At 54.8% G+C, this 24,412-nt stretch carries 22 protein-coding genes and 1 pseudogene; 11 read left to right on the forward strand and 12 right to left on the reverse strand.

Features of this window, described 5'->3' with window-relative positions; translation table 11 throughout:
* Positions 1 to 239 precede the first annotated feature (239 nt).
* Positions 240 to 2,180, forward strand: coding sequence for a glycoside hydrolase family 13 protein (locus HV832_RS01820; RefSeq protein ID WP_176801826.1), 1,941 nt, complete (start codon positions 240 to 242; stop codon positions 2,178 to 2,180).
* Here HV832_RS01820 and HV832_RS01825 read toward each other — a convergent pair.
* Complete coding sequence (locus tag HV832_RS01825) at positions 2,161 to 2,496, reverse strand: helix-hairpin-helix domain-containing protein (RefSeq protein ID WP_176801827.1); 336 nt, start codon at positions 2,494 to 2,496, stop codon at positions 2,161 to 2,163. The two genes, HV832_RS01820 and HV832_RS01825, sit on opposite strands and share 20 nt — an antisense overlap.
* Positions 2,497 to 2,544: 48 nt before the next feature.
* Positions 2,545 to 3,120 (reverse strand): GNAT family N-acetyltransferase, encoded by a 576-nt coding sequence (locus HV832_RS01830; RefSeq protein ID WP_176801828.1) that lies wholly within the window; start codon positions 3,118 to 3,120, stop codon positions 2,545 to 2,547.
* Between the two features lie 299 nt (positions 3,121 to 3,419).
* On the opposite strand from HV832_RS01830, the gene HV832_RS01835 reads away from it, so the two are divergent.
* Positions 3,420 to 4,310 (forward strand): DMT family transporter, encoded by an 891-nt coding sequence (locus HV832_RS01835; protein ID WP_317889325.1) that lies wholly within the window; start codon positions 3,420 to 3,422, stop codon positions 4,308 to 4,310.
* A 106-nt stretch (positions 4,311 to 4,416) separates the two neighbouring features.
* Here the strand turns inward: HV832_RS01835 and HV832_RS01840 are convergent, their stop codons facing one another.
* From HV832_RS01840 to HV832_RS01870, 7 genes are all read right to left on the reverse strand, one after another.
* On the reverse strand, positions 4,417 to 6,816 hold the full coding sequence (locus HV832_RS01840) for a TonB-dependent receptor plug domain-containing protein (protein ID WP_317889324.1): 2,400 nt from the start codon (positions 6,814 to 6,816) through the stop codon (positions 4,417 to 4,419).
* Positions 6,817 to 7,048: 232 nt separating this feature from the next.
* Positions 7,049 to 7,852, reverse strand: a complete 804-nt coding sequence (locus HV832_RS01845; protein ID WP_176801830.1) for a helical backbone metal receptor — start codon at positions 7,850 to 7,852, stop codon at positions 7,049 to 7,051.
* Between the two features lie 5 nt (positions 7,853 to 7,857).
* Positions 7,858 to 8,643: an SDR family oxidoreductase gene (locus HV832_RS01850; protein WP_176801831.1), complete on the reverse strand. Its 786-nt coding sequence runs from the start codon at positions 8,641 to 8,643 to the stop codon at positions 7,858 to 7,860.
* A gap of 60 nt (positions 8,644 to 8,703) precedes the next feature.
* Entirely contained in the window at positions 8,704 to 9,414 is a 711-nt protein-coding gene (locus HV832_RS01855; RefSeq protein WP_176801832.1) for a thiol:disulfide interchange protein DsbA/DsbL, read from the reverse strand.
* A 46-nt stretch (positions 9,415 to 9,460) separates the two neighbouring features.
* Positions 9,461 to 10,072 carry an SPOR domain-containing protein gene (locus HV832_RS01860; protein ID WP_176801833.1) on the reverse strand — a complete coding sequence of 204 codons (612 nt, stop codon included), beginning with the start codon at positions 10,070 to 10,072 and terminating at the stop codon, positions 9,461 to 9,463.
* 81 nt (positions 10,073 to 10,153) lie between these two features.
* Positions 10,154 to 11,866, reverse strand: a complete 1,713-nt coding sequence (gene argS / locus HV832_RS01865) for an arginine--tRNA ligase (protein WP_176801834.1) — start codon at positions 11,864 to 11,866, stop codon at positions 10,154 to 10,156.
* Between the two features lie 104 nt (positions 11,867 to 11,970).
* The gene (locus HV832_RS01870; RefSeq protein WP_399311120.1) at positions 11,971 to 12,513 is read right to left on the reverse strand and encodes a DUF6622 family protein; all 543 of its coding nucleotides are present in this window, start codon (positions 12,511 to 12,513) and stop codon (positions 11,971 to 11,973) included.
* 138 nt (positions 12,514 to 12,651) lie between these two features.
* Between HV832_RS01870 and HV832_RS01875 the strand changes: the two genes are divergently transcribed.
* The 4 genes from HV832_RS01875 (at position 12,652) to HV832_RS17570 (ending at position 14,600) form a co-directional block, all read left to right on the forward strand.
* Positions 12,652 to 13,560: a recombination-associated protein RdgC gene (locus HV832_RS01875; RefSeq protein WP_176801836.1), complete on the forward strand. Its 909-nt coding sequence runs from the start codon at positions 12,652 to 12,654 to the stop codon at positions 13,558 to 13,560.
* A 295-nt stretch (positions 13,561 to 13,855) separates the two neighbouring features.
* A complete protein-coding gene (locus tag HV832_RS01880) occupies positions 13,856 to 14,038 on the forward strand; it encodes a hypothetical protein (RefSeq protein WP_176801837.1) in 183 nt (60 codons plus the stop codon).
* A gap of 9 nt (positions 14,039 to 14,047) precedes the next feature.
* Positions 14,048 to 14,320: a DDE-type integrase/transposase/recombinase gene (locus tag HV832_RS17565; RefSeq protein ID WP_176801838.1), complete on the forward strand. Its 273-nt coding sequence runs from the start codon at positions 14,048 to 14,050 to the stop codon at positions 14,318 to 14,320.
* Positions 14,295 to 14,600 carry an integrase core domain-containing protein gene (locus tag HV832_RS17570; protein ID WP_176801839.1) on the forward strand — a complete coding sequence of 102 codons (306 nt, stop codon included), beginning with the start codon at positions 14,295 to 14,297 and terminating at the stop codon, positions 14,598 to 14,600. Before HV832_RS17565 ends, HV832_RS17570 begins: the two co-directional genes overlap by 26 nt.
* Before the next feature lie 488 nt (positions 14,601 to 15,088).
* On the opposite strand, the pseudogene HV832_RS01895 reads toward HV832_RS17570, so the two are convergent.
* From HV832_RS01895 to HV832_RS01905, 3 genes and pseudogenes are all read right to left on the reverse strand, one after another.
* Positions 15,089 to 15,608: pseudogene (locus HV832_RS01895) on the reverse strand (IS3 family transposase); the annotation flags it as partial.
* A gap of 24 nt (positions 15,609 to 15,632) precedes the next feature.
* On the reverse strand, positions 15,633 to 17,009 hold the full coding sequence (locus tag HV832_RS01900; RefSeq protein ID WP_176801841.1) for a heavy metal sensor histidine kinase: 1,377 nt from the start codon (positions 17,007 to 17,009) through the stop codon (positions 15,633 to 15,635).
* 1 nt (position 17,010) lies between these two features.
* Positions 17,011 to 17,694 carry a heavy metal response regulator transcription factor gene (locus HV832_RS01905; RefSeq protein ID WP_176802092.1) on the reverse strand — a complete coding sequence of 228 codons (684 nt, stop codon included), beginning with the start codon at positions 17,692 to 17,694 and terminating at the stop codon, positions 17,011 to 17,013.
* Positions 17,695 to 17,851: 157 nt separating this feature from the next.
* Here HV832_RS01905 and HV832_RS01910 point away from each other — a divergent pair, with 157 nt between their 5' ends.
* The 5 genes from HV832_RS01910 to HV832_RS01930 are packed head-to-tail and all read left to right on the forward strand — an operon-like array spanning position 17,852 to position 24,395.
* Positions 17,852 to 18,319 (forward strand): DUF411 domain-containing protein, encoded by a 468-nt coding sequence (locus HV832_RS01910; RefSeq protein WP_176801842.1) that lies wholly within the window; start codon positions 17,852 to 17,854, stop codon positions 18,317 to 18,319.
* A gap of 10 nt (positions 18,320 to 18,329) precedes the next feature.
* Positions 18,330 to 19,532: a TolC family protein gene (locus tag HV832_RS01915; protein ID WP_176801843.1), complete on the forward strand. Its 1,203-nt coding sequence runs from the start codon at positions 18,330 to 18,332 to the stop codon at positions 19,530 to 19,532.
* Positions 19,529 to 20,110 carry a hypothetical protein gene (locus HV832_RS01920; protein WP_176801844.1) on the forward strand — a complete coding sequence of 194 codons (582 nt, stop codon included), beginning with the start codon at positions 19,529 to 19,531 and terminating at the stop codon, positions 20,108 to 20,110. The genes HV832_RS01915 and HV832_RS01920 overlap by 4 nt, the downstream gene beginning before the upstream one ends.
* Positions 20,107 to 21,264, forward strand: coding sequence for an efflux RND transporter periplasmic adaptor subunit (locus HV832_RS01925; RefSeq protein ID WP_218131924.1), 1,158 nt, complete (start codon positions 20,107 to 20,109; stop codon positions 21,262 to 21,264). Before HV832_RS01920 ends, HV832_RS01925 begins: the two co-directional genes overlap by 4 nt.
* 2 nt (positions 21,265 to 21,266) lie before the next feature.
* Complete coding sequence (locus tag HV832_RS01930) at positions 21,267 to 24,395, forward strand: efflux RND transporter permease subunit (protein WP_176801845.1); 3,129 nt, start codon at positions 21,267 to 21,269, stop codon at positions 24,393 to 24,395.
* The last annotated feature ends 17 nt before the right edge of the window (positions 24,396 to 24,412 follow it).

A 24,412-nucleotide genomic window follows, 5' to 3' on the forward strand; every position in this document is an offset into this window, starting at 1 on the left:
TATTCAGAAGAATAAAGAATCTACAATTCCAATCCTGTGCGGTCAAGCGGTGAAACATCCGCATACAAATGCCCGGCTTGACATCTCCGACGTATCTGAACAGGCGTACAGCCGGTACGACGGGCGCCGTCCGGCGCAGAGTCGTTGCGTTAACCAGAATATGATGTGATTTGGCATTGAAATATAGAATGGAAAATGATCCAATCGATGTAGTCAAACTACTCTAATTTGGAGATCTGATGTTTTCTCGCCCTTTCTCGTTTTTCCTGTCGCCTCTGCTGGTCATCAGCACTGTGGCCTGCGCACAGAACCATACCGCCGCCAGTATCAACCCAAAAGCCCGGGAAGGCATCGAACGCATCGAGCCGCCGTTCTGGTGGGTCGGCATGCGGCAACACAGCCTGCAACTGATGGTACATGGTCCGGCCATCGGTACCAGCAGTCCGCAGCTGGATTACCCCGGTGTCCGCATTACGGCAATCCGCCGCGTCAGCAATCCGAATTATCTGTTCGTCGATCTCGACATTGCCGATGACACGCAGCCGGGCGAACTGGATCTTGTTTTTTCACCGCTGCATGATGCTGGCACAGCCGCGCCGGCCAGCGCCACCCTGCATTACCGCTACCGCCTGCAGGCCAGAGACAAAGACTCCGCCGAGCGACGCGGCTTCAGCTCTGCGGATGCGATCCTGAATCTGGTGCCGGACCGCTTTGCCAATGGCGATCAAAGCAACGACACGGTGACCGGATTTCCTGACCGGCTCAATCGCGGCGACGACAGCGCCGGCCGGCACGGTGGCGATATCCGCGGTATAGCAGATCATCTGGATTACATTGCCGGCATGGGCTACACCATGGTCTGGCCAACCCCGCTGATCGAAAACAACCAGCCAGCTTATTCCTACCACGGCTACGCCACCACCGATCATTACAAAATCGATGCCCGTTTCGGCAGCAATGAAGATTATCGCCAGTTGGTGGCACAAGCGCGCAGCAAAGGTGTGGGCGTGATTCAGGATATCGTGTTAAATCATATCGGCGATCATCACTGGTGGATGCGCGATCTGCCGTCTGCCGACTGGATCACGTTCAACGGACAATTTGTGCCGACCCGCCATGCCCGCACCACCGTCAGCGATCCTTATGCGTCGCGCACCGACCACCGGAATTTCACCGAAGGCTGGTTCAGTGAGCACATGCCCGATATGAACCAGGCCAATCCGCTGGTTGCCACCTATCAAATTCAAAATAGCATCTGGTGGATTGAATACGCCGGCCTGTCCGGCATCCGGGCAGATACCTACAGCTATTCGGAACCGGCTTTCCTCGCCGCCTGGTCGCGCCGGATTCTGGAGGAATATCCGCATTTCAGCATGGTCGGGGAAGAATGGAGCACCAATCCGAATGTGGTCGCCCGCTGGCTGCGCGGCAAACACAATCCGGATGGCTATGTCTCATCGATGCCGGCCATGATGGATTTCCCTCTGCAGGACGCACTGCGGCAGGCGCTGGTGGCGGAAGACTCATGGAACGGCGGCCTCACGGCTTTGTATGAAATGCTGGTGAACGACCAGTTTTACCCCGATCCATCAGCGATGGTGCTGTTTGAAGGCAATCATGACATGAGCCGCCTGTACACAGCGCTCAATAACGACCCGGCGCTGGTGAAAATGGCGCTGGCCTACATCGCCACCATGCCGCGCACGCCGCAGTTTTATTACGGTACCGAGGTGCTGATGCAAAGCCGGAAACAGCGCGACGACGGTGCGGCACGGCGCGATTTCCCCGGTGGCTGGACGGGCGACAAAGTGAATGCATTTACCGGCGCAGGGCTGACGGCAGAGCAGCGCACCATGCAGCAATTCATGCGCCGCCTGCTGAACTGGCGCAAAACCCAGCCGGTGATTCATCACGGCAAACTGATGCACTTCGCACCGGATCAGGGAACCTACACCTATTTTCGCTATCAGGAAACCGCGCACGACATGGAACAGGTCATGGTGGTGCTGAACAAAAACCGCAGCGCCACCACGCTGCCCACCGCGCGCTTTGCCGAGATTCTGCCAGCCGGTGCGCGGGGTACGGATGTACTGAACGGCCAGCAATATGATCTGCGCCAGCAGCTCACCGTGCCGCCCCGTTCAGCGCTGATTCTGCAGATCAGCGCACCGGCGCGGTAAGCGGCAGGCTGCCGGCAGCATCCTCATGCTGCGCCGCCTGCCAGACCTTGCGCGCTGCCGTGTAATCCCACCAGGATCTGGCTGGTGCGCCGTTCATGAAATCGGTGACGGACATCAGTACATCGATCATGCAAGGGTCGTGGCGCATGCCGGTGATGTCGCACAACTGACGATACAGCGTGAACGGGCAGGCGCCGATCAACTGCTGCGGTGTCTGTATGCCGAGCAAGGCCAGATCGGCTGCGCAGGCAGAGCCGATATTCGGCAGGTCTGTCAGCTGATGCAACTGATCGCGCCGGACTTTGGCTGGATGCATGGTGGGTTTTCCTCCGGGTTCTGGCGGTTCTGAATTTCTGAGTATTGTTCAGGCTGATCCGGTACGCACGGACTGCGCCAGCCAGTCGCTGCGCAGCAATCCGTATAAGGCTGAATCCGATACTTCTTCAGCGACGATCCAGCGTTGCCGCAGGTAGCCTTCCTTAATAAATCCCAGCCGTTCCAGGCTGCGGGCCGAAGCGGTATTGCGCGGATCGATATCGGCCTCGATGCGGTTCAGATGATGCGCCGTGAATCCATAGTCAACCATCGCCTGCAAAGCCTCGTGCATATAGCCGCACCCCCATGCTGCGCGCGCCATGCCGTAACCGATCTCGGCACGGCGGCAGGTATGCGACCATTGAAACAGGCAGCAATGGCCAATCAGCTGCTGATCTTCTTTACGCACCAGCCCCAGACGCAGGTAATCCTGTTTTGCCATCGCTGCCTGGTCGCGGACGACCAGCTCGCGCGCCGCTTCCGCCGACGTCCACGGCGGCGTGCTCCAGTAACGCATCACTTCAGGATCGGAAAAAATCGCATACAGTACAGGCACATCTGTGCTTTCCAATGGCCGCAAAAGCAAGCGTGCCGTTTCCAGTTGCAAATGCTCAAAAGAAGACATGGCATGAAGCCGCTGCACAGCGGATATCATTAATCATGCTGTAACCATACGCAAGCCGTGACAGTTTTGCAATCCGGCAGCGCTTGTCGGGGCGAGCGTTCCGGCACATGCAAAGGATATTTCTCCTTCCATATACTCCCCCCTGGTATATTTTATAGCCCTTTGAATGTATGGTGATCAGGTCTAAAATGGCAGATACTCCCCTTATTTTTTAAAATTCCCGAGGCTATATGGCCAGTGACGGAACGGCATTTCGCTTTTGGTGTACCCTTGCAGGCTTTCTGCATGGAATCCCGATTGTGAACCGTCCTCCTTATTCTACTTATCTGAAACTGGTTGCCGTCGCGCTGTTCTGGGGTGGCACGTTTATCGCTGGCCGACTGGTGGCGCAGCAAATCCCGCATATGATCGCCGCCGCCCTGCGCTTTGCCGTGGCCTGCGCGCTGCTGCTGCCGCTGGCATGGAAGCTGGAAGGCGGCCTGCCAAAACTGACCCGGTCGCAGATGCAGGCGACTTTTGCGCTCGGTGCGACCGGGATTTTTCTGTACAACATCTGCTTTTTTTCAGCGCTGGAACGCATGCCGGCGGGGCGCACGGCGCTGTTCGTGGCACTCAACCCCATCGTCACCGCGCTGGCGCTGGCCGCCCTGTTCGGTGAACGGCTGGGTGCGCGCCGCTGGGCCGGTATCGCACTGGCGTTTACCGGTGCCGCGATCGTGATTACCCGTGGGGATCTGGCCGGAGCGCTGCACGATATTTCCCAGTCAGTCGGCCGGGGCGAGCTATTCATGCTGTGCGCCGTCTGCGCCTGGGCGGCCTATACCATCATCGGCAAACACGCGCTCAAAGGCTTGTCGCCGATCGCCGCCACCACTTATGCGGCGCTCTGGGGACTGCTGTTACTGAGCTGCGGCGCGCTGCTGGAACTGCCCCAATTTCACTGGCAGCAACTGGGCTGGCAAACCGGCACCGCGCTGATTTATCTCGGCGCATTCGGCACCGTCATCGGCTTTATCTGGTATTACGAAGGCGTCAAAGCCATCGGCCCGGCGCGCACCGCCGTTTTCAACAATCTGGTGCCGGTATTCGGCATCAGCCTCGGTGCGTTGCTGCTGGGTGAGCCGGTGCTGTGGTCGATGCTGGTGGGCGGCCTGCTGGTGATCGCAGGCGTTTCGCTGACCAATCGCTGAACACCGCCAGCCATCAGCAAATAAAAAGGGAGGCCGCAGCCTCCCTTTCTTTCTGACAGCAGGCGCTGTCAATCGTCATGTCGCCGGCGTCAGACACTAACGGACATCAGAACTTCTTCCACAGTTTCACGAAGTAAGACGCGCCGTTCAGCCCGAACTGCACACTGTCGTAGTAAAAACCGTTATCGGTTTCGTTCGGATCCTGACGGGTCGGCTTCACATTGAAAATATTATTGCCGCCGACAGTCAGCTTGGTGGTGTCGTTAAACGCGTATGTGATCGCAAAATCCGCCGAAGTCTTTGGCGAATAATACGCATTCGGCACACCGGCTGCCGTGCCGGAGAAAGTACCCAGCGTCTGGGAGCCGTAGTGAATGATCTTGAATTCATTCGTCCATGGACCCTGCTCGTAATCGAAAGTCAGCGTGCCCTTCATGCGCGGACCACCCTGCTCGATAAACAGCCGTTCACGCTCAGACAGCAACACATCTTCATAACCCCGCAATGAAGGCGGCGCCTGCACCTTGGTGACTTCGGTTTTGCTGTAATTGAAGCCCAGATAAGTCGTCAGCTTGCCTGCGCCAAGCGCGGTTTTATGCGATGCCGTCAGATCCAGACCCTGAGTCTTGGTATTGATCGAATTCACAAAAAATTGCGCCTGCCCCACGCCCAGCGCCGACAGGGTTGCACCCAGTGCAGGATAGTTGGTGGCGTCGAAACGACCCGACAGCACGATGCGGTCGGAGATATCGATGCGGTACAGGTCGGCCGTCATAGAGAACACGTTATTCGGTTTATAGGTCAGACCGAACGTGTAGTTTTTCGATTTTTCTTCCTTCAGCTTAGGAATGCCTGCGGCGTTCGCCACCGCACCGCCATTCGGTGCCAGCACCACATCCATCGGCACGCCGCTGATAAAATCGGTGAAGGTGGAAGAGAAATACACCTGCTGCAACGACGGTGCGCGGAAGCCGGTGCTCAGCGAGCCGCGCAGATTCACGGTATCTGTCGCCTTGTAGCTGCCGGCCAGCTTACCGGTCAGGGTGGAGCCGAAATCGCTGTAATGCTCGCCGCGTACTGCGGTCTGCACTTTGAGGCGGTTAGTGACATCGGTTTCAATATCCAGATACGCCGCAACGCTGCTGCGGCTGCGATCAGTCCGGTCGCCAGGCTGAAAACCCGGGAAACCCTGGCTTCCGGCATTGCCGCCAAAACCAACGCCATCGGCATCGATATAGGAGCCGGGTTCGCCGGCAAAAATCTTGTAATTTTCACGCCGGTATTCGCCGCCGAATGCCACGTTCACACCCTGCATGAAGCCGTCAAAGAAGCGGCTGAAATCCAGATTGGTGGTCGCCTGCGAAAAAGAAAATCCACCGGCATCGAAACTGGTCGGGCTGATGCCCTTGCCGCCAGCCAGTAAATCCTTATTGGCAATCGAAGCATTCAGCGTATTGCTGATGTTGTATTTCAGCTCGTTATAACCGTAGGTCTGGGACAGATCGGCACGCCATTCGCCGATGCTCCAGCGGTATCCCGCAGTGCCGTAGATATCGTTGATATCGCCGTTGATATACGGCACAAAACCGTTCGGATACATCGCTGCCGAATTGCGGGAAGGAATGTCGTCAGAGCCGATGCCGCCGCGCGCCCAGGCAGCGGAAGAGGCGTGGCGCTGCTGGTTGCCGAGCGTGAAATAGAACTTGTCGGTGCCGCCATTCGGCACTTCGCCGTTCAAGTATACCGTCGGGCCGGTCACTTTGGTATCGCCAATCGTGCGCGGATTGCCCGGATCGGCACGGTTGGAGCGGCCGCGGTCGGTGTATTCGGCGGTGATGCCCAGCACGCCGCTTTCACCAATTTTCACACCACAATACGCAGCAGGCGCGTAGTTTTTACCATCACCAGCAGAGTACTGGCTATAGCCGAATGTCGCTTCGCAACCGAGCGTCTTTTTCAGCGTGATATCAATCACACCGGCAATCGCATCGGAACCGTACTGTGCCGCTGCACCATCGCGCAATACCTGCACATTTGAAATCGCCATCACCGGAATCGCATTCATGTCGGTGCCGGTATTGCCGCGGTTGCGCGCACCAAACAGATTGACCAGTGACACGGTATGACGACGTTTGCCATTCACCAGCACCAGCGTCTGGTCAGAACCCAGACCACGCAATGCCGCCGAATCCACCAGATCAGCGCCATCGGCACCGGTCTGGCGGGTAGAATTGAAAGAAGGTGAGATATTCGCCAGCGTCTGCGCCAGATCGAACTGGCCACCCTGCTCGGCTGCCTTATTCACGGCAATGAAGTCAACCGGCAACGGAGTTTCGGTCGCTGACGAATTCACGCGGCGTGAACCGACAATCGTCATGGTCTGCATCGGAGCATCCTGTGCTTTGTCGGCACCGGCTGTCTGTGCGGAAACAACGGCGGGAAACATGGCGGCCATACCACTGGCACCATAAAGAGCGAGCAACACTGCCCTGCGCATGATTGGCATGAATGAAATTCCTATGAATTTTTGCGTTGAATGGGGTCAGAAATCCATCATTCCCGACAACCAGACCATACTATCAACAGAACAAAATGGTGCATGCGGTATGTGGCTGTCAGACAGATTCCAAGGAATTTCAGTATCCGTGCGAGTAGGAAGGGGTGTCAATCGGTGAGTGACATCTTTATGTCACGAGTGTGTCATTTATGCGTAATTACATAAAAATGGAAATATTTTTTCACGCCCAATGACGCAATGATTCTAAATATTTCAATCCAGCAACAGCACGGCTGCCATACCAGCTGATCATTTCCCCATCCACCAGCATGACCGGTTTTCCGGTCTGGCGTTCCAATGCGTCCACATGCTGCTCCGTGAAACGATAAGGTTCAGTGGAAAGCAGGATCAGGTCAATCTGCTCCAGCATGGCGGGCGTCCAGTCAAAAGCCGGGTAGCGTGCCAGATTCCCGTCCGGGCTCCAGCAATCCCAGCCTGCCAGCTGCAACATCGCTGCGATGTAGGTCGGTGCCGAGACGGTCATCCACGGATCTTGCCAGATACAGTACAGCACCCGCTGCCGCCGCGTGACCGGTGTCAGCGCGGTGCGTGCCTCCAGATACGCCGCGCACCATTGCTCTGCCGCCTGCGGCACCTGGAAAATGCCGCCGAGCAGACGGTACAGCACCAGATTATCGTCCGGTGCCAGCGGATGCGTCACGATCACATGCGGAATCCACGCTGCCAGTTGATCCACTACCGGCTTTTCATTTTCGTCGATGTTGACCACCAGATGAGTCGGCGCCAGCTGCCGGATTTTTTCCAGATTCACATCCTTGGTACCGCCGACTTTGGGAATGCGCTGCACCTGCGCAGCGGGATGAATACAAAAACCGGTACGACCGACCAGACGGGACGACAATCCCAGATCACAGATCAACTCCGTAATCGATGGTACCAGACTGACGATGCGCGCCTCTGCCGCCGGCACCGGCTGATGCACACATCCAGCGGCATCCGTCAGCACCCGAGAAGCAGACATCATGCTGTTCATTGATCGTGGCCCGGTGTGCGTGCCTTGTGCGGAACGCGGGAAAATACCCGGTCGTACAACCAGTCCGGCAGCAGGCGCAGCATCTTGGCGACGATGCCCATCTGCCAAGGAATCACGCGGTAGGAACGCCCGGCATCAATCGTCTGCACAGCTTTGCGCGCAAAATCCGGCACCGGCATCAGAAACGGCATAGGATAGGTATTCACCTGCGTCATCGGCGTATCGATATAACCTGGTGCAATTGTTACCACGCGAATACCGCTGGAACGCAGCTCCACCCGCAGGGATTCACAATAACTGATGACGGCCGCTTTCGACGCGCTGTAGGCTTCGGCTCCTGGCAATCCCCGTATCCCCGCTACGCTGGCGATGCCGACCAGCTGGCACTTCTGCTGGCGGGCGCAGGTTTTCATTGCCGGAATAAACGGTGCAAATGTCGCTGCGGTAGCGATCAGGTTCGTCTGCAGCACGCGCTCAAACACGGGCAGATCACCTTCGCATTCGGTCAGGGTGCCGACCGAGATACCGGCATTTGCAATCACGGTATGCACTGTACCCGTCTTTTGCAAAAAATCAGCCGCCGCCTGCGCCAGAGCGGCATGATCGGTCACATCCAATGCATAGATGTGGTGCTGCTGCGGATTGGGCAGACTGTGGCGCAATTGCTCCAGCTGCGCCTGCCGCCGCGCCACCAGTGCCAGTGTTGCTCCCCGTCCGGCATACACCCGTGCCAGCGCCGCGCCGATACCGGACGATGCGCCGGTGATAAACACATTTTCCATCCGTTATCTGCCCATAAAAAAAGTCCGCCCGAAGGCGGACTGAATGATGCACGTGTGCGTTTATTTTTTCTTGCCTGGCTCAGCCGGCGCGCCACCGGCTGTTTTTTCTTTCTGCGCCTTGGCTACCAGAAAATCCATCACCTGCAATACCGCGCGGTTCTGCATGTCTTCGGTCGAACGTCCAAGCGTTGCCACGGCCTGAGCCGGTGAAGTCACGTAGCGACCATCAATCGCAATCGTCGGTACGCCGTCAATCTGATAGGCTTCCATCATCTGATTGGCACGGGCCAGTTTACTCTGAATCGTGAAGGAATTATAAACATCGCTGAATTTCTGCTTATCCAGACCGGACTTGGCAACAAAATTCATCACATCGGCATCGGTTGCCAGACGGTTGCGGTCAATGTGGTAAGCGTTAAAAGCCTTGACATGGAACTCATCAGTCTTGTTCATCGCTTCCAGTGTGAAATACAGCTTTTGCTGCGTCACCAGATTATGGAAATTCACATGCACCCGTTTGAAGACGATATTGTCACCCTGTTTCTTTACCCATTCGGCGATCAAAGGCTCCAGCGCATTGCAATGCGGGCAGAAGTAGGCGAAAAATTCAACGACTTCCACTTTCTTGCCGCTTTCGGTCGGCTGTGGCCGCCCCAGCACGCGATACTCGGTGCCATTTTGCGGCATCGCGGGCGAAGCACCGGCACCGCTGGCCAGCAATCCCAAACCGACGAATAACACGCCCCGTATTACCTGAGCCAATCCACGCATCTTTTTTCTCTCTGTATGTTGGTTACTGAAAAATTCCTGTCAGCCATTACTTCGCGGTACGGACCACTGCCACGTCGATACTGTTTTCTGACAGCTTGGAACGGATTCGGTTCATTGTTTCAATATTGCTGAAAGGGCCGATCCGTACACGATACATGGTGCCGGTATCAGAAGTTTTTTCGCTGACTTTCGCTTCAAAGCCGATCAGTGCCAGTCGGGCCCGCGCGCTTTCTGCATCGGCCTGCTCCTTGAATGCTCCGGCCTGCAGGAAGTAAATGTATTTGTCGTCAGCGCTGTCGGCCTTGGCGCTGTCTGCCAGCTTATCCGCCGCAGGTTTGCTCTCTGTTTTAACTTCTGCGGTTTTCACGGGTGCGGCGCTGTTCGCCGGTGTAACCGTTTCAGGCGCTTTGGCAACGTCTTTCGCGGCTTCCTTCACCGCATCCTTGTTGCCGTACAAAGGTTTATTCGGATCCTGCAACTGCGTCACGGGCTGATCAGATTTATCGCTTTTACCACCCTTGTTGGTAAACGGCGTAGATGATTTGGTAATCAGCAAGGCAACCGCTACCGCGATTCCCAGTCCGATGACCAGTCCGATAATGATTCCGGTCAGCGTGTTGCCGCGCTGATGCTGCAATGTCGTAGAAGGTGTTTTCATGCGTCTCCGGCAAAAAATAATCTCACTGTCTCACACAATACGGTTTCTGCAGCCATGGAATATGGCAGAAACCGTTTCCGCTTACATCTTGTTTGGCGCGGAAACACCAATCAGTGTCAGGCCATTGCGCAACACCTGCCGGGTTGCCAACATCAATGCCAGACGCGCCAGTTTCGTTGCCTCATCATCGACCAGCACGCGTTCGGCGTTGTAATAGCTGTGCAGCTCTGCTGCCAGATCGCGCAGATAAAAAGCGACCTGATGCGGTCCCAGTTCATCCAGCGCTTTTTCCAGCGCTTCCGGGTATTCCGCAATTTTTGCCAGCAGACTGGCTTCGCGCGGCGCGGTCAGTGGTGACAGATCAACGTTGGCCAGCGGCGCGAAAGCCGCCTCGTCTGTCGCATATTGTGCCAGCACGGAGCAGATCCGGGCATGCGCATACTGGACGTAATACACAGGATTTTCATCCGACTGGGCCAGTGCCACATCGACATCAAAGACAAATTCGGTATCCGCCTTGCGTGAAATCAGGAAAAAACGCACGGCATCGCGCCCTTTGACGACATCCCCGTTTCCTGACCATTCGATCAGATCACGCACAGTGACATAGGAACCGGCACGTTTGGAAATTTTGACTTCGGCGCCGTCTTTCATGACGGTCACCATTTTGTGCAGTACGTAGTCCGGATAGCCTTGCGGAATCCCGACATTCAGTGCCTGCAAACCTGCCCGCACCCGCGCGATCGTACCGTGGTGATCACTGCCCTGAATGTTGATGGCTTTGCGATAACCACGCTCCCATTTGGTCACATGGTAGGCGACATCGGGGACAAAATAAGTGTAAGTACCGTCCGACTTTTTCATGACACGGTCTTTATCGTCACCGTATTCCGTGGTACGCAGCCAGAGCGCGCCATCCTGCTCATAAGTTTTACCGGCAGCCTTCAGGGCAGCCACGGTCGCTTCGACCTTGCCATCGGTGTATAAGGAAGTTTCCAGATAATAGTTATCGAACTTCACTCCGAACGCCTGCAAATCGGTGTCCTGCTCCCGGCGCAGGTAAGCGACCGCAAACTGGCGGATGGATGCGATATCCTCAGCATCGCCACTGCCTGTGGCAGGCACGCCGTCACTGGCAGCGACCGTCTTTTTATCGAGAAAATCACGTGCAATCTCAGCAATGTAGTCACCATTGTAGGCAGACTCTGGCCAGTCAGCATCGCCCGGCGCATAGCCTTTCGCCCGTGCCTGCACAGACAACGCCAGGTTCCCGATCTGGACTCCGGCGTCGTTATAATAAAACTCACGGCTCACCGCATAGCCTTGTGCATCCAATAACGCTGCCAGCGCATCGCCCAGTGCGCCCTGCCGTCCGTGGCCGACATGCAATGGTCCGGTCGGGTTGGCAGATACAAATTCCACCACCACTTTCTGCCCGACGCCACGCTGGCTTCTACCGAACTGCTCGCCCTGATGCAACACGGTCTGCACAACGGCTTGTTTGGCGGCAGTGGCAATGCGGATATTGATAAATCCCGGCCCGGCGATTTCGACCGATGCGATCAGCGGATGATTTTGCGCCTGCAGATCAGCCACAATTGCCTGAGCCAGTTCACGTGGGTTTTTACGCATTGGTTTAGCAATCTGCATCGCAATATTGCAGGCAATGTCCCCGTGAGACGGGTCACGTGGCCGTTCCAGCAAGACCGTAGTCTGCAGCTCACTGCCTGCCAGCAAAGGTGCAACTGCTTTTTCGATCAGATTCAGGATTTCTTGTTTTTGTTCAGCTAACATGGCGCGGATTTTTCTTGCATCTTGGCAAGAATACTAAATATGGACAGCGGTCATTATACTGTCTCCCCTGCGCCATGTCCGTGCTACCGAGCAGATCACCGATTTTATGCGGCCTGCATGCCGTCCTTTTGTGACAGCAAGTAGAATGCTGCAAAAACTTTTCCAAAAAATAATCCATTCGTGATGCCAAACACGATGCTGCATACCAGAGTGAATATCAAATCGCCGCGTAACGCCGGCTGCATGATGATGAGGATGTTTTCTGCATATTTCAGTGTAAAAATACTGAGCATCAGAATCAGCGGCAGCCAGCTGCCTTTCAGGAACACTATTTTGGCTGGCAAGATCCGGATGCTGTCCGGTGTACTGTATTTCATAGCCAGCGCCCCCGTCAGCAACAAACTCAGCATCCACGGCCCCAATAACTGCAGCTGCAGGCCAAAATGTTGTATCAGCCCCTGCAAAGACAGCAGCAACATCACTACCGGAATAATAGTCAGCGCCCAGAAACTCATCTCGCGATCCTGGCTCGCCTTGATGCCGCGGTAGATTAGAAATCCAAGCAAGACCCAGACCCAGACGGGCGTGTGTGTCAGAATTTGTTGCAACATGGTGCCTCCTTTCGTTGGTTGGCGACTGCAATGTATGCAGTATGGAACCGGTCAGGAGCAGTGACGAGGCGTTTGCGACAAACTGCAGGACGATGGCGTGAATACCTCGAATCTGGACGCGAACCGCTCGCAGCTGACGTGTAGAATAGGCAGTTTTCGTCGTCGGGATAGCTTATGTGGTTTAAGAATTTACAGATCTTCCGCCTTGCAACACCATGGAAAATCAGTGCAGAGGAATTACATGCGCAATTATCAAAAATTGCCTTTTCACAATGTGCATCAAATGAAATGCAAAGTCAGGGCTGGACTTCACCACGGAACAACGATTTACTGGTACACAGTGTCAATCATCAGTTTCTGATTGCTCTGGCTACCGAGAAAAAACTGTTGCCATCCAGCGTCGTGAATCAGGTTACCAAGGCACGCGCCGCAGAAATCGAAGAACAGCAAGGCTTTGCACCTGGTCGCAAAGCAATGAAAGACCTCAAAGAACGTGTCATTGATGAGTTGACACCACGCGCATTTGGCGTCAGACGCAACACCCTGGTCTGGATTGATCCGCAAAATCGCTGGCTGGTGATTGATGCGTCCAGTCCCGCGCGGGCAGACGAGGTGATCAAACTGTTGCTGAAATGTTGCGACAAGCTGCCGCTGGAGGGCTTGCGCGTGAAATCCTCTCCTCAGGCTGCAATGACCGGCTGGCTGGCTGCCAATGAGGCTCCCAAGAGCTTCACCATCGATCAGGATACCGAGTTAAAGTCGTCCACTGAAGACAAAGCTACCGTGCGCTACGTCCGGCATACGATTGATCCGGACGACGTACAAAAGCATATCGCGGCAGGCAAACAATGCACCAAGCTCGCATTGACCTGGGATGACAGAATCAGTTTTGTGCTGACAGACACCCTGACTATCAAGCGTATCAAGCCTCTGGATATTCTGGACGAAGGCAAGGATCAAGGAACAAACGAAGAAGAACGTTTTGATGCCGACTTTTCCCTGATGACGGCAGAGTTGAGCAAAATGCTGAACGACGTGGTCTACGCGCTGGATGGAGAACTGGAAAGCCAGCAAGCTGCATAAGACGCGACACCGGCTTTCAGAATACGGCTGGGATTATTATGCCCGGCTGTATCAGCGCAATTTCTACTGTTTCACCTCTCGCAATGATGTGTGCTTTAATTTTATTAAGTCATTCAGATAAGTTTGTGTTCTCTTGATATTCTTCATTGTGAATCGCGCTGTCTCTGTTTTGCTGAAGGAATAACGCAATACAAGATATTTTTAATTAATTATTCTCTCAAAAGAAATAAAATCCACGTCACACAAATTTGATAATTTAATTAAATTTGTGTGAGATTTTACTTAGGATGTTTTTATGAATTTTGTGGCCGATGAGGTTTTTTTTGCGGATCTATTTATGTTTCTTGGAATATTATTGACAGTTATATCAATAGATTTTAAAAATATAAAAACAATAGGTCTGTTTAAACGCTATTCCGCTATTGTTGGAATAATAGCTCTGATTATTAGCGTTGCAATTCGTTTATCTGGAAAGTAAGTATTACTGGTGCGCAGGAGAAAACGCAAACGCATCGCTGGTATCGAACGCGAAAAGAAAGCGCCTGCTGCCGCGCCCAATCAAAGCTGGTCGATGGATTTCGTCTCAGATGGTCTGGTGAATGGCAGACGAATTCGCTACCTGAATATCGTCGATGATTTTACGAAACAATGTCTGGCGATAGAAATCGATCGTTCGCTGCCAAGGCAACGGGTAGTTCGCGTACTGGAAAGGGGGGGGGGCGAAAAACCGAGGTTTGCCGCAATCAATTACAGTCGATAACGACCCTGAGTTTGCCGGTAAAGCCCTAGAGGCATGGGTCTATGAAAAAGGTGTAAAGCTCCATTTTATCGAGCCGGGCAAGCCACAGCAAAATGCCTACATTGAGAGTTTCAACGGTAAATTCAGGGACGAATGCTTAAATGAGCATTGGTTGATATTGATGCACTACGCCAAGGCAGTCATCGACGAATGGCATCAGAATTATAATGAACAACGACCGCACAGCGCGATTGGCTATGGAAATAATAGAAGGAATTTCGAAAATAAACTGGCAAATTGAGCATAGATTGCTACCAGCCAAAAAGACAAAGGTCTTATAATTCATTGAATTATAAGACCTTCTAACACTGGCGGAGCGGACGGGGCTCGAACCCGCGACNCTTTCTGCCTTTCGCCGCTACCTTTACATAATTATCTGAATGTACTTTTTTTCTACGCCACATTTACGTTAAAAAATCAGGGACGACTGGAAAAACATTCCCAATCGTGCTGCTATAGAAGCACTTGATTGCATGGACGAGATTGATGATCCCGACAACCCGTACTATCTTGATCGTAATGGCTATGGGGTGATTGGGCAGTTTCTTTCACATGCAAGAGGCTGGCGCGGTGAGGTTGCCAAGCGTGTTAAGGATGAACTACGAAAAATGTCAAAAAGGACATCGAATTAAAAAGCTGGCGGGCCAGGTTATCTAGCCGTTAGTGAACAAGGAAGAGCGAATATGTCCGTCCTGAAAACATCTTGACAGGCAACCGCGGCATCAAGGCTACCAACGAAAGATACAGCCAGCCTTCATGGGTGCGAATATAGGTGATGTCGGTGACCCACACGCGATTCGGTTCGGTCGGTGCAAACTGTCTTTGCAGATGATTGGGCGCATGCACCGAAACTGGGCCGCTACGGGCGCGTGGCCGGCGATGGTAGCCAGTCTGCGAACTCAGATGTGCCTGACGCATCAGCCGGTGCACACGATTAACACCGCAGACTTCACCCAGCTCACGCAAGTCTTGCCAGACTTTGCGATAGCCATAGACAGAGCCGCTTTCCAGCCAGGATTGTTTTACTTGTCCAAGCAAGCGCTGGTCTTCTATGTGTCGCTCTGACTCTGGCGTGTGCAGCCAGGCGTAATAACCGCTGGGTGAATTTCCATCACTTTGCACAGACGGCGCACTGGATAGTCAGACTGCTGTGCTTGCACGAACGCGTACTTCACCCGGACAGTTTGGCGAAGTACGTGGAGGCTTTTTTTAAAGCGGCTCTGTAGATATCGCGCTCCTCGCTGACCCGTTATTACTTAAAATAATGCGTTTTTTAATGGGGGAACATCAGGGTAAAACTCGTTTTACCGTGCTCAGACCGAACCTGAGCTGTACCGCTATGAGCTTCTACGATGGCTTTAGTAATGGAGAGTCCTAAGCCCGCTCCAGTGGACATGGCATGCAATCTGGCAGGGTCTGCACGGAAGAAACGATCAAACAAGCGTGGTAAAACTTGTGGGGCTATGTCTTCGCCGGTATTTTCCACCGTGACTTCGGTGAAATGGGGTGAATCTGAGATCACTACATGAACATCTCCCCCCTCTGGCGCGTGTCGTAATGCATTAGAGAGTAAGTTACTCACTGCACGACGAAACATCAGTCGATCGCCATGTATATCGCCCTCCCCGTCGACACGCAATTTGATATGCTTTTCGTCGGCGACGGCCTCGTAGAACTCTAATAGCGCCTGTACTTCAAGAATGGCCGGAAAGCATTCCTTACCTGGTAAATCGACGCCGCGTTCGGTCTTCGCCAGAAACAGCATATCGGACACCATACGGGCCAGACGCTGCAATTCTTCAGCATTGGAAGCGAGTACGTCGCAATAGGTTGCCTCATCCCGTGCAGCGGAGAGTGTTACCTGTGTTTGCGTCAGCAAATTACTGATCGGCGTCCGTAATTCATGTGCCAGATCCGAAGAAAACTCCTGCAAGCGGCTGAAATCGCTTTGCAACCTGTCGAGCATGCGATTCAATTCTTTCGCTAATTCCGCCATTTCTACCGGTACTGCGTCGACCGGCATGCGCTCATCAAGCTGCTGCCCGGAGACGCCGGCCGCGCGCGTTTTCATGGCGCGCAGCGGAGCCAGCCCCTGATGCGCTGCAAACCAGCCTAACAAACCACTGACCAGCGTAGCGGCAATCGCGTAGATGATCAGACTGTGGCGCAAACTCGCCAGAAACTGCGCATGATGCGCTGTATCCATCGCGATAGTGACGGTAAGCTCCTCCGCCGGGGCATATCCGGGTTTGGTCTGGAAGCGGAGTACGCGCTGCTCTCGTCCATCCACCGACCAGACCTGCCAGACCGGTGTCTGACTATCGACGGAAGCCGGTACGCTACTGAGCGGCATGGAGAACCCTGCAGACTGGAACAATGGAATGCCTTTCCTATTCGTTACAGCGGCAAAGAGCCCGTGATGATGACTCAGTGCCTCTTCGAGTCGCCAGCGAGTATCGTCTGCAGAATTCGCATTCGCCAGCACATCTTCAATCAGATGCTTCTTGTCCGATAGCGCTGCCTGATCGAGTTCGATGAAATGCTGATCCGCCGCTGCCATAAACAGCCAGCCGAATCCTAACACCACAGCCGCGGCCAACCCAGTGAAGTAAAAAGTCAGGCGACTCGTCAATGAAAAGTCTCGCATCATTTCAGGCTTCCTCCGGATTTTCCAGAACGTAGCCCATACCCCGCACCGTCTGTATCAGTTTGACGTCTTGTCCTTCATCAATCTTGGTACGTAATCGGCGCACGGCTACTTCAATCACATTCGTATCGCTATCGAAATTCATATCCCATACCTGAGAAGCGATCAAAGATCTGGGCAGCACCTCGCCCTGGCGCCTCATCAGCAATTCCAGCAGACCAAATTCTTTCGCCGTCAGATCGATACGCTTGCCAGCACGCGATACACGCCTGCGCAACAAATCCATTTCCAGGTCGGCCACACTGAGTGTCGTGATTTCAGGTCCGTTGCGGCCTCTGCGCAGGATAGTACGAATACGTGCCAGCAATTCGGCAAATGAAAAAGGTTTGACCAGATAGTCGTCAGCCCCCAGTTCCAGCCCTTTCACCCTATCCTCAATCTGATCTCGCGCAGTCAGAAACAGCACCGGCATTTCCACCCCGCGCCGACGCAAAGATTGCAGTACCTGCCAGCCGTTCAAACCGGGCAACATCACGTCCAGCACCATCAGGTCATAGCCGCCTTGCAATGCAAGATGCAATCCATCGTTACCATCCTGCGCCAGGTCAACGACGAAACCGCCCTCGCTGAGCCCCTGACGAAGGTATTCGCCGGTCTTGGGTTCATCTTCGACGATGAGAATTTTCATGATCGTGCTTTCGTTAGATTGATGTCTGCCGATAGTGTGACGGTTTTCGGCGAGTCTGGCACGCAGATAACAAGAATGTAATCTGGCAGACAGATTGTCGTCAGGCAGCATACCGCACAATCGACTCATTCAATTCAATCCAGAATGAGAGCCCGACATGACATCCACTGACCGCCGCCGCCCCCTGCTACTCGGATTGCTTCTTCTGGTCACCGCCGTTCCATATGCCGTTGCAGCCAATACGTCAACCGCTATCGAAGTATGGAAAGGCCCCAATTGCGGATGTTGCAAAGACTGGATACGTCACCTGGAAGCCAATGGCTTCACCGTTAAAACATTTGATATAGGGAATTCTGATATCCGGACAAAGTTGGGTATGCCGATACGCTTCGGCTCCTGTCATACGGCAAAAGTCGGTAACTACGCTATTGAGGGCCACGTACCGGCCCGGGATATCCAGCGCCTGCTGAAAGAACGCCCCGATGCTATCGGACTTGCCGTTCCAGCCATGCCAATGGGATCGCCCGGTATGGACGGGCCGGAATATCAAGGCCGGAAAGATCCGTTCGATGTATTCCTGGTCAAAAAGGACAGTCAGGCTGTCGTTTTTCAGTCCTATCGCTAAGGAAGCGTATATGTACCGTCCTTTGCAATATAGCCTTTGTGTGCTGACGCTGAGTTTGCTGAGCACACAGGTGCGGGCAGATACCAGCTTGCACGAAGCGCTCGATAAAGCGTGGGACCGCGCAGTACAAGCGCGGGTAGCTGAATCGCGACAGAGCGAGGCTCAGGCCAGTCGTGCCGTAGCAGATAGCTGGCTGGCCGAACCGCCAAGTATTGGCGTATCCGAAAAGAATGATCGCTTCAACGATAGACTGGGCGTCAGAGAACGCGAATTCGACTTGGTACTGCCGCTTTTACTGCCCGGCCAGCGTGCCGCGCGCGAAGCATTTGCTCTCAGAGATGCAGCAGATGCAAAAGCCATGCTACCAGCGGCCCGCCTCGTACTGGCCGGAGAGTTGCGTACCGCCGTCTGGAACGTGGCGGCAACACGGGCGGACACCCGTATCGCCGTGGAACGCCTGAGCACCGCCGGAAAACTCGAAGCTGATGTTCGTCGTCGGCAGCAAGCAGGAGAGCTCGCCCGCACCGATCTGCTGCTCGCTCAAGAAGAAACCTTCGCAGCCAAAAACGCCCTGGCCGAAACACAAACACGCGAACGGCAGGCGCTGGCACGCTTACACCTGCTGACCGGGCTTGACGATATACCCGACGCCGTCGACGAGTCCATGCTCCTTCCTGCCCCTGCTCACCATCCACGCATAGCGCTTGCCGAAACCGCTATGGAACGTGCGCGCGCCGACATGCAGATGATACGCGAAGACAGGCGTAATCCGCCCGAGCTGTCTGTCGGCGTGGTGCAAACGCGCGACGCCTACGCGACTCCCGCTTACAGCACCCTGCGTGTCGGCATCCGTATCCCGTTTGGCAGCGAAGCCAGGAACGCGCCCAAACTGGCAACAGCAAATTCCGCATGGGTAAAGGCCGAAGCAGAACTCAGGCAAACGACGGCTGAAATCGCGGCAGAACAAGGCGAGGCGCAGGTAGCACTCGACAACGCTGAGTCGATCAGTCAAATCGCGCAAACACGTGCCGCATTGGCCGACGAACGATTGGCGCTGCAAGAAAAAGCGTTCTCGCTCGGCGAACTGAGTCTGACTGAATTCATGCGGGTACGGGCCAGCGTCAACGAGGTACGTCTGGAATTACTGCGGGCAAAAGTCGCTTTGGGCGCGGCGCGAGCTCAACTCAATCAAGCAAAGGGAATTTTGCCGTGAATACCTGGATACATCGTTCTTTCATTATGCTCAGCATGCTGGGTATCGGTTTGCTTTCTGGCGCGTCAGTCTACGCTCACGGTGGTGAAGACCACGGCGATGCAGGAAAGACTCCGCCGCCAGCCATCGCTATCACTCCCAGAGCAACGGCGCAAAGTGAAGATTTCGAGTTAGTGGCCGTGCTGGATGAAAGCCAGCCGAAGAATCGCCGCTTGCTCATTACCGTGGATCGCTTCAAAACCAATGAACCGGTGTCCGGCGCCAAACTGGAGATCGATGCCGGAGGACAGAATACTTCCGCCACAGAAGACAATCCCGGTGTGTATGTAGCGAGTTTCGCGGCATTGAACAAGCTGACGGCAGGAAGCAAATTGCCGCTGACGATCTCGCTCGAAACAAACGACACCTCCGACCTGCTGAGTGCAGACCTGGAAATTCCTGCCGCCCCACTCAATGAAGCCGAGTCTCGTCATCGCAATACGGGATATGCCGCGTGGGGTGTCGGCGCCGCGTTCATACTGGCAGCAATCATCGTATTAATCGCTCGTCGCCGCCATCCCAAAAAAGGAGCGCAATGATGTTGAAGCTCACCGTTAAACCCATGGCACTCATCCTGTTTTCCCTGATGAGCATCAGCAGCGCCGGGGTGTTCGCGCATGGAGACGACGACCACGATGAACAAACACCGTCAGCCATATCAAAAAAAGGGACAACTGCAGCGATAAATATCGTTCAGGAAGCGCCGCAACGTCTGGCCGATGCGAGCCTGTTTGTGCCGAAATCGGTTCAACGCCGCCTTGGTATTCGCACCGTCCAGATTCAGACCAGTAAGCTGACAGCCGGCATCGAACTCAACGGCACGCTTATCGCCGATCCTGAAACCAGCGGCCGTATTCAGGCGCCGTTTTCCGGTAGTGTTCAACCGGGCCCCAAGGGTATGCCCGTCGACGGTCGGAAAGTCGTCAAAGGTGAAGTACTGGCCTATCTGCAACCCGTTGCCAGCGCGATCGAACAGGGTAACCAAAAAGCACAGCTGGCGGAAATTGAGGCGCAACTCGCTATTGCTGAACGCAAGCTCAAGCGCTACGAACAACTCGAAGGGGCAGTCCCTCAAAAGGAAATCGATAGTGCCCGTATAGAACGCGACGCTTTACGCCAGCGGCGCAGCTTCGTGGCGACCAGTGTAAACAGTGCCCTCCCTTTGCGTGCGCCAGTCAGCGGCATACTGAGCGCATCGAATCGTTTGCAAGCCGGCCAAATCGTCGATGCCCGTGAAGTATTGTTTGAAATCGTCGATCCTAACCGTCTGGCAGTGGAAGCGCTGGCCTATGACCCCGGCATTGTCGGCACACTGCAATCCGCCAGCGCCCGGGCGGGCGACATCGCCGTTGAATTGAATTTCGTCGGCGGCGGCCGCCAGTTGCGGGAGCAGGCGCTCCCCTTGCTGTTTCGCGTAACCAGGCCTGATGCAACGCTGGTCATCGGACAACCGGTGAAAGTGATCGTGCGCACCTCGCACGGAATCCAGGGAGCAGCGGTGCCGCTGCAAGCGGTCACCAGATTGAGTTCCGGAGAAACTGCCGTATGGGTGCACACCGGCCCCGAGCGCTTTGCTGTGCGCAAAATTCGTACGCAAGCACTGGATGCCGTCAATATCGCCGTCGTCGACGGTTTGCATGACGGCGAGCGTGTGGTTACCGATGGCGCAAGCCTGCTTTCACAGGTGCGCTGATCATGTTCGATTTCATCATTCACACCAGCCTGAAACAGCGTCTTTTGGTATTAGGCGCGTCTTTACTGTTAATGATCTACGGCATATTCACTCTGCGCGATATGCCTGTCGATGTGTTCCCCGATCTGAACAAGCTCACCGTCACACTGATGACGGAGACTGGCGGCATGGCCCCCGAAGAAGTCGAGCAGCTCGTCACCTTGCCTATCGAGACCAGCATGAACGTGATGCCGGGCGTCAGTCGCGTACGTTCGGTTTCCGGAGTTGGTTTGTCTGTCGTCTATGTCGAATTCGAATGGGGCTCGGATATTTATCGCAATCGCCAGCAAATTGCCGAACGCCTGAATCTGGTGCGCGAACAACTGCCGGCTGGCGTGGTACCGCAGATGGGACCCATCTCGTCGATCATGGGAGAAATCCTGTTGATTGCCCTCCCTATCGACTCATCGGTAAATAAGGCAGTCGGGTCAAGCGCTGTCAGCCCCATGGCCGTTCGCGAGTATGCGGACTGGGTCATGCGGCCGCGTCTGCTCACCATCCCCGGTGTAGCGCAAGTCATTCCCATCGGTGGCGAGGTACGCCAATACCGCGTAGAGCCGCTGCCCGCCCAATTGCAGGCATTGGGTATAGAGCGGGACAAACTCGATGCCGCATTGCGTGACTTTGGCACCAATACCAGCGGCGGCTTTCTTGAGGCTCAGGGGCGTGAATACCTGATTCGTGCGATCGGGCGCACCAGTCGCATTGAGGATTTGCAGAACCTGGTTGTCACAGTCAAGAACGGCCAGGCGGTACTGCTCAAACAGCTTGCCAACGTGACGCTGGCAGCAGCCGTCAAACGCGGAGATGGCAGCTATCAAGGTAAGCCTGCGGTGATTTTGTCCGTGCAAAAGCAGCCTACGGCGGACAGCGTCACGCTGACCCGCGAAGTTGAGAAAGCGGTCGCCGATCTTGCCAAAAACCGCCCTGCCGGGGTGGCAGAACCGGCTTTTCTGTTCAAGCAGGCGGATTTTATCGAACACTCGGTCAGCAACGTTGAAGAAGCGCTGCGTGACGGCGCAATCATGGTGGCGGTGATTCTGTTCCTTTTTTTACTCAACGTACGTACCACGATTATTTCACTGATGGCGATTCCTGTATCGCTGCTGGTGACGGCACTGGTGTTTCGTTACTTCGGTTTATCGATCAATACCATGACATTGGGGGGATTAGCCATTGCTATCGGCGAACTGGTGGACGATGCCGTGGTCGGCGTTGAAAACGTACTGCGCCGCCTCAAAGCAAACCGGTCCGACAGCGCCCCGAAACCGCTTATTGAAGTCATTGCCGCCGCCACGCTGGAAGTGCGTTCCGCCATCGTCTACGCCACTGTCATCATCGTATTGGTATTCGTACCGCTGTTTGTATTGCCAGGTATCGAAGGTAAATTGTTCACGCCGTTGGGTGTGGCCTATATCGTTTCCATCCTCGCCAGCATGATGGTTTCGGTCACGCTGACTCCCGTTATGGCATATTACCTGCTGCCCCGGATAAAGCAATTGCATGCGAAGGACAGCCCGCTGGTCAGCTGGCTCAAACGTCAGGATGCAAAACTTCTCAAATGGTCATTCGCCCATGCGCGCCCGCTTCTGGCCGGCGCATTGCTGATCGTGATCCTGGTAGGGGCCAGCGTACCATTCTTTCCGCGTGCTTTTCTACCGTCGTTCAACGAGGGCACGCTGACCATCGGATTGATGCTCAATCCAGGCACGTCATTGACCGAATCCAACCGCATTGGCACTCTGGCCGAGGAACTCATCAGACAGGTGCCAGAGGTCACTCAGGTCGGTCGTCGCACTGGGCGTGCGGAACTTGATGAACATGCCGAAGGTGTACATTCCAGCGAAATGGATGTCGATTTAAAGCCATCCGGTCGCAGTCGCGAAGCCATTATTACCGATATTCGCGCACGTCTTTCCACGCTGTCGGCGGTGTCGAATATCGGCCAGCCGATTTCGCATCGTCTCGACCATCTGCTCTCCGGTGTGCGGGCGCAGATTGCATTGAAGGTTTACGGTGATGACCTTGATACCTTGCGCGGACTGGCGGCTGAATTACGCGAACGTCTGGCAAAAATTCCGGGTATCACCGATCTGCAGATCGAAAAGCAGGTGCTGATCCCACAGGTCAAGATTCATCTGGATTATGCCGAAGCAGCGCGCTATGGCGCAGCGCCCGGCAGCCTCTTACGCAGCCTAGAACAAATGATCGACGGTGAAAAAATTACGCAGATCGTTGAAGGAAACCGGCGCTTCGATCTGTTAGTGCGTTTGCCCGAAAACGCTCGTGGACCGCAAGCGCTGGCCGACTTGCTGATTGAAACACCGACTGGTTTCATTCCCCTGTCGAAGATCGCTAACGTTGAAGAAAGCGAAGGCCCGAATCAGGTTGCCCGGGAAAATTCGCGGCGGCGTATTGTGCTGTCAGCCAATACCGATGGCCGCGACCTGGCCGGCGTTATCTCGGATATTCGTACCGAACTATCCGCCAAACCGCTGCCGCAAGGCTACTTCACCGCACTCGAAGGGCAATTTCAGGCTCAGGAGCAAGCGGCCAGACTCATTACGGTACTGGCACTCATATCTCTTACGATGATCTTCATGGTGCTCTACAGCCGCTATCACTCCACCAGACTCGTGTTGATCATCATGGGCAATATTCCTCTGGCACTGGTCGGCAGCGTACTTGCGCTCTGGATTTCAGGTCAGCCCTTATCGGTGGCCGCGCTGGTAGGCTTCATCACCCTCACTGGCATCGCGACGCGCAACGGTATCCTGAAGATCAGCCATTACATCAATTTGTGCTCCCTTGAAGGTGAAACCTTTGGTCAGTCCATGATCGTGCGCGGCTCGCTCGAACGCCTGACGCCGGTACTCATGACGGCTCTGGTTGCAGCCTTCGCACTGCTGCCCCTCTTACTGTCAGCCGATGCGCCCGGCAAAGAGGTCCTGCATCCGGTCGCCGTAGTGATCTTCGGTGGCCTGATCAGCTCTACCTTGCTCGATACCATGCTGACACCACTGATGTTTTGGCTTTGGGGAGAGAAACCCCTGCGGCAACTACTCGCCGAACATAGTAACGAAAGCTTTTAACCAACCACGCTTTTCAA

The organism is Cognatundibacterium oligocarboniphilum (genome assembly GCF_013377855.1).
Lineage (GTDB): Bacteria > Pseudomonadota > Gammaproteobacteria > Burkholderiales > Burkholderiaceae_D > Undibacterium > Undibacterium oligocarboniphilum.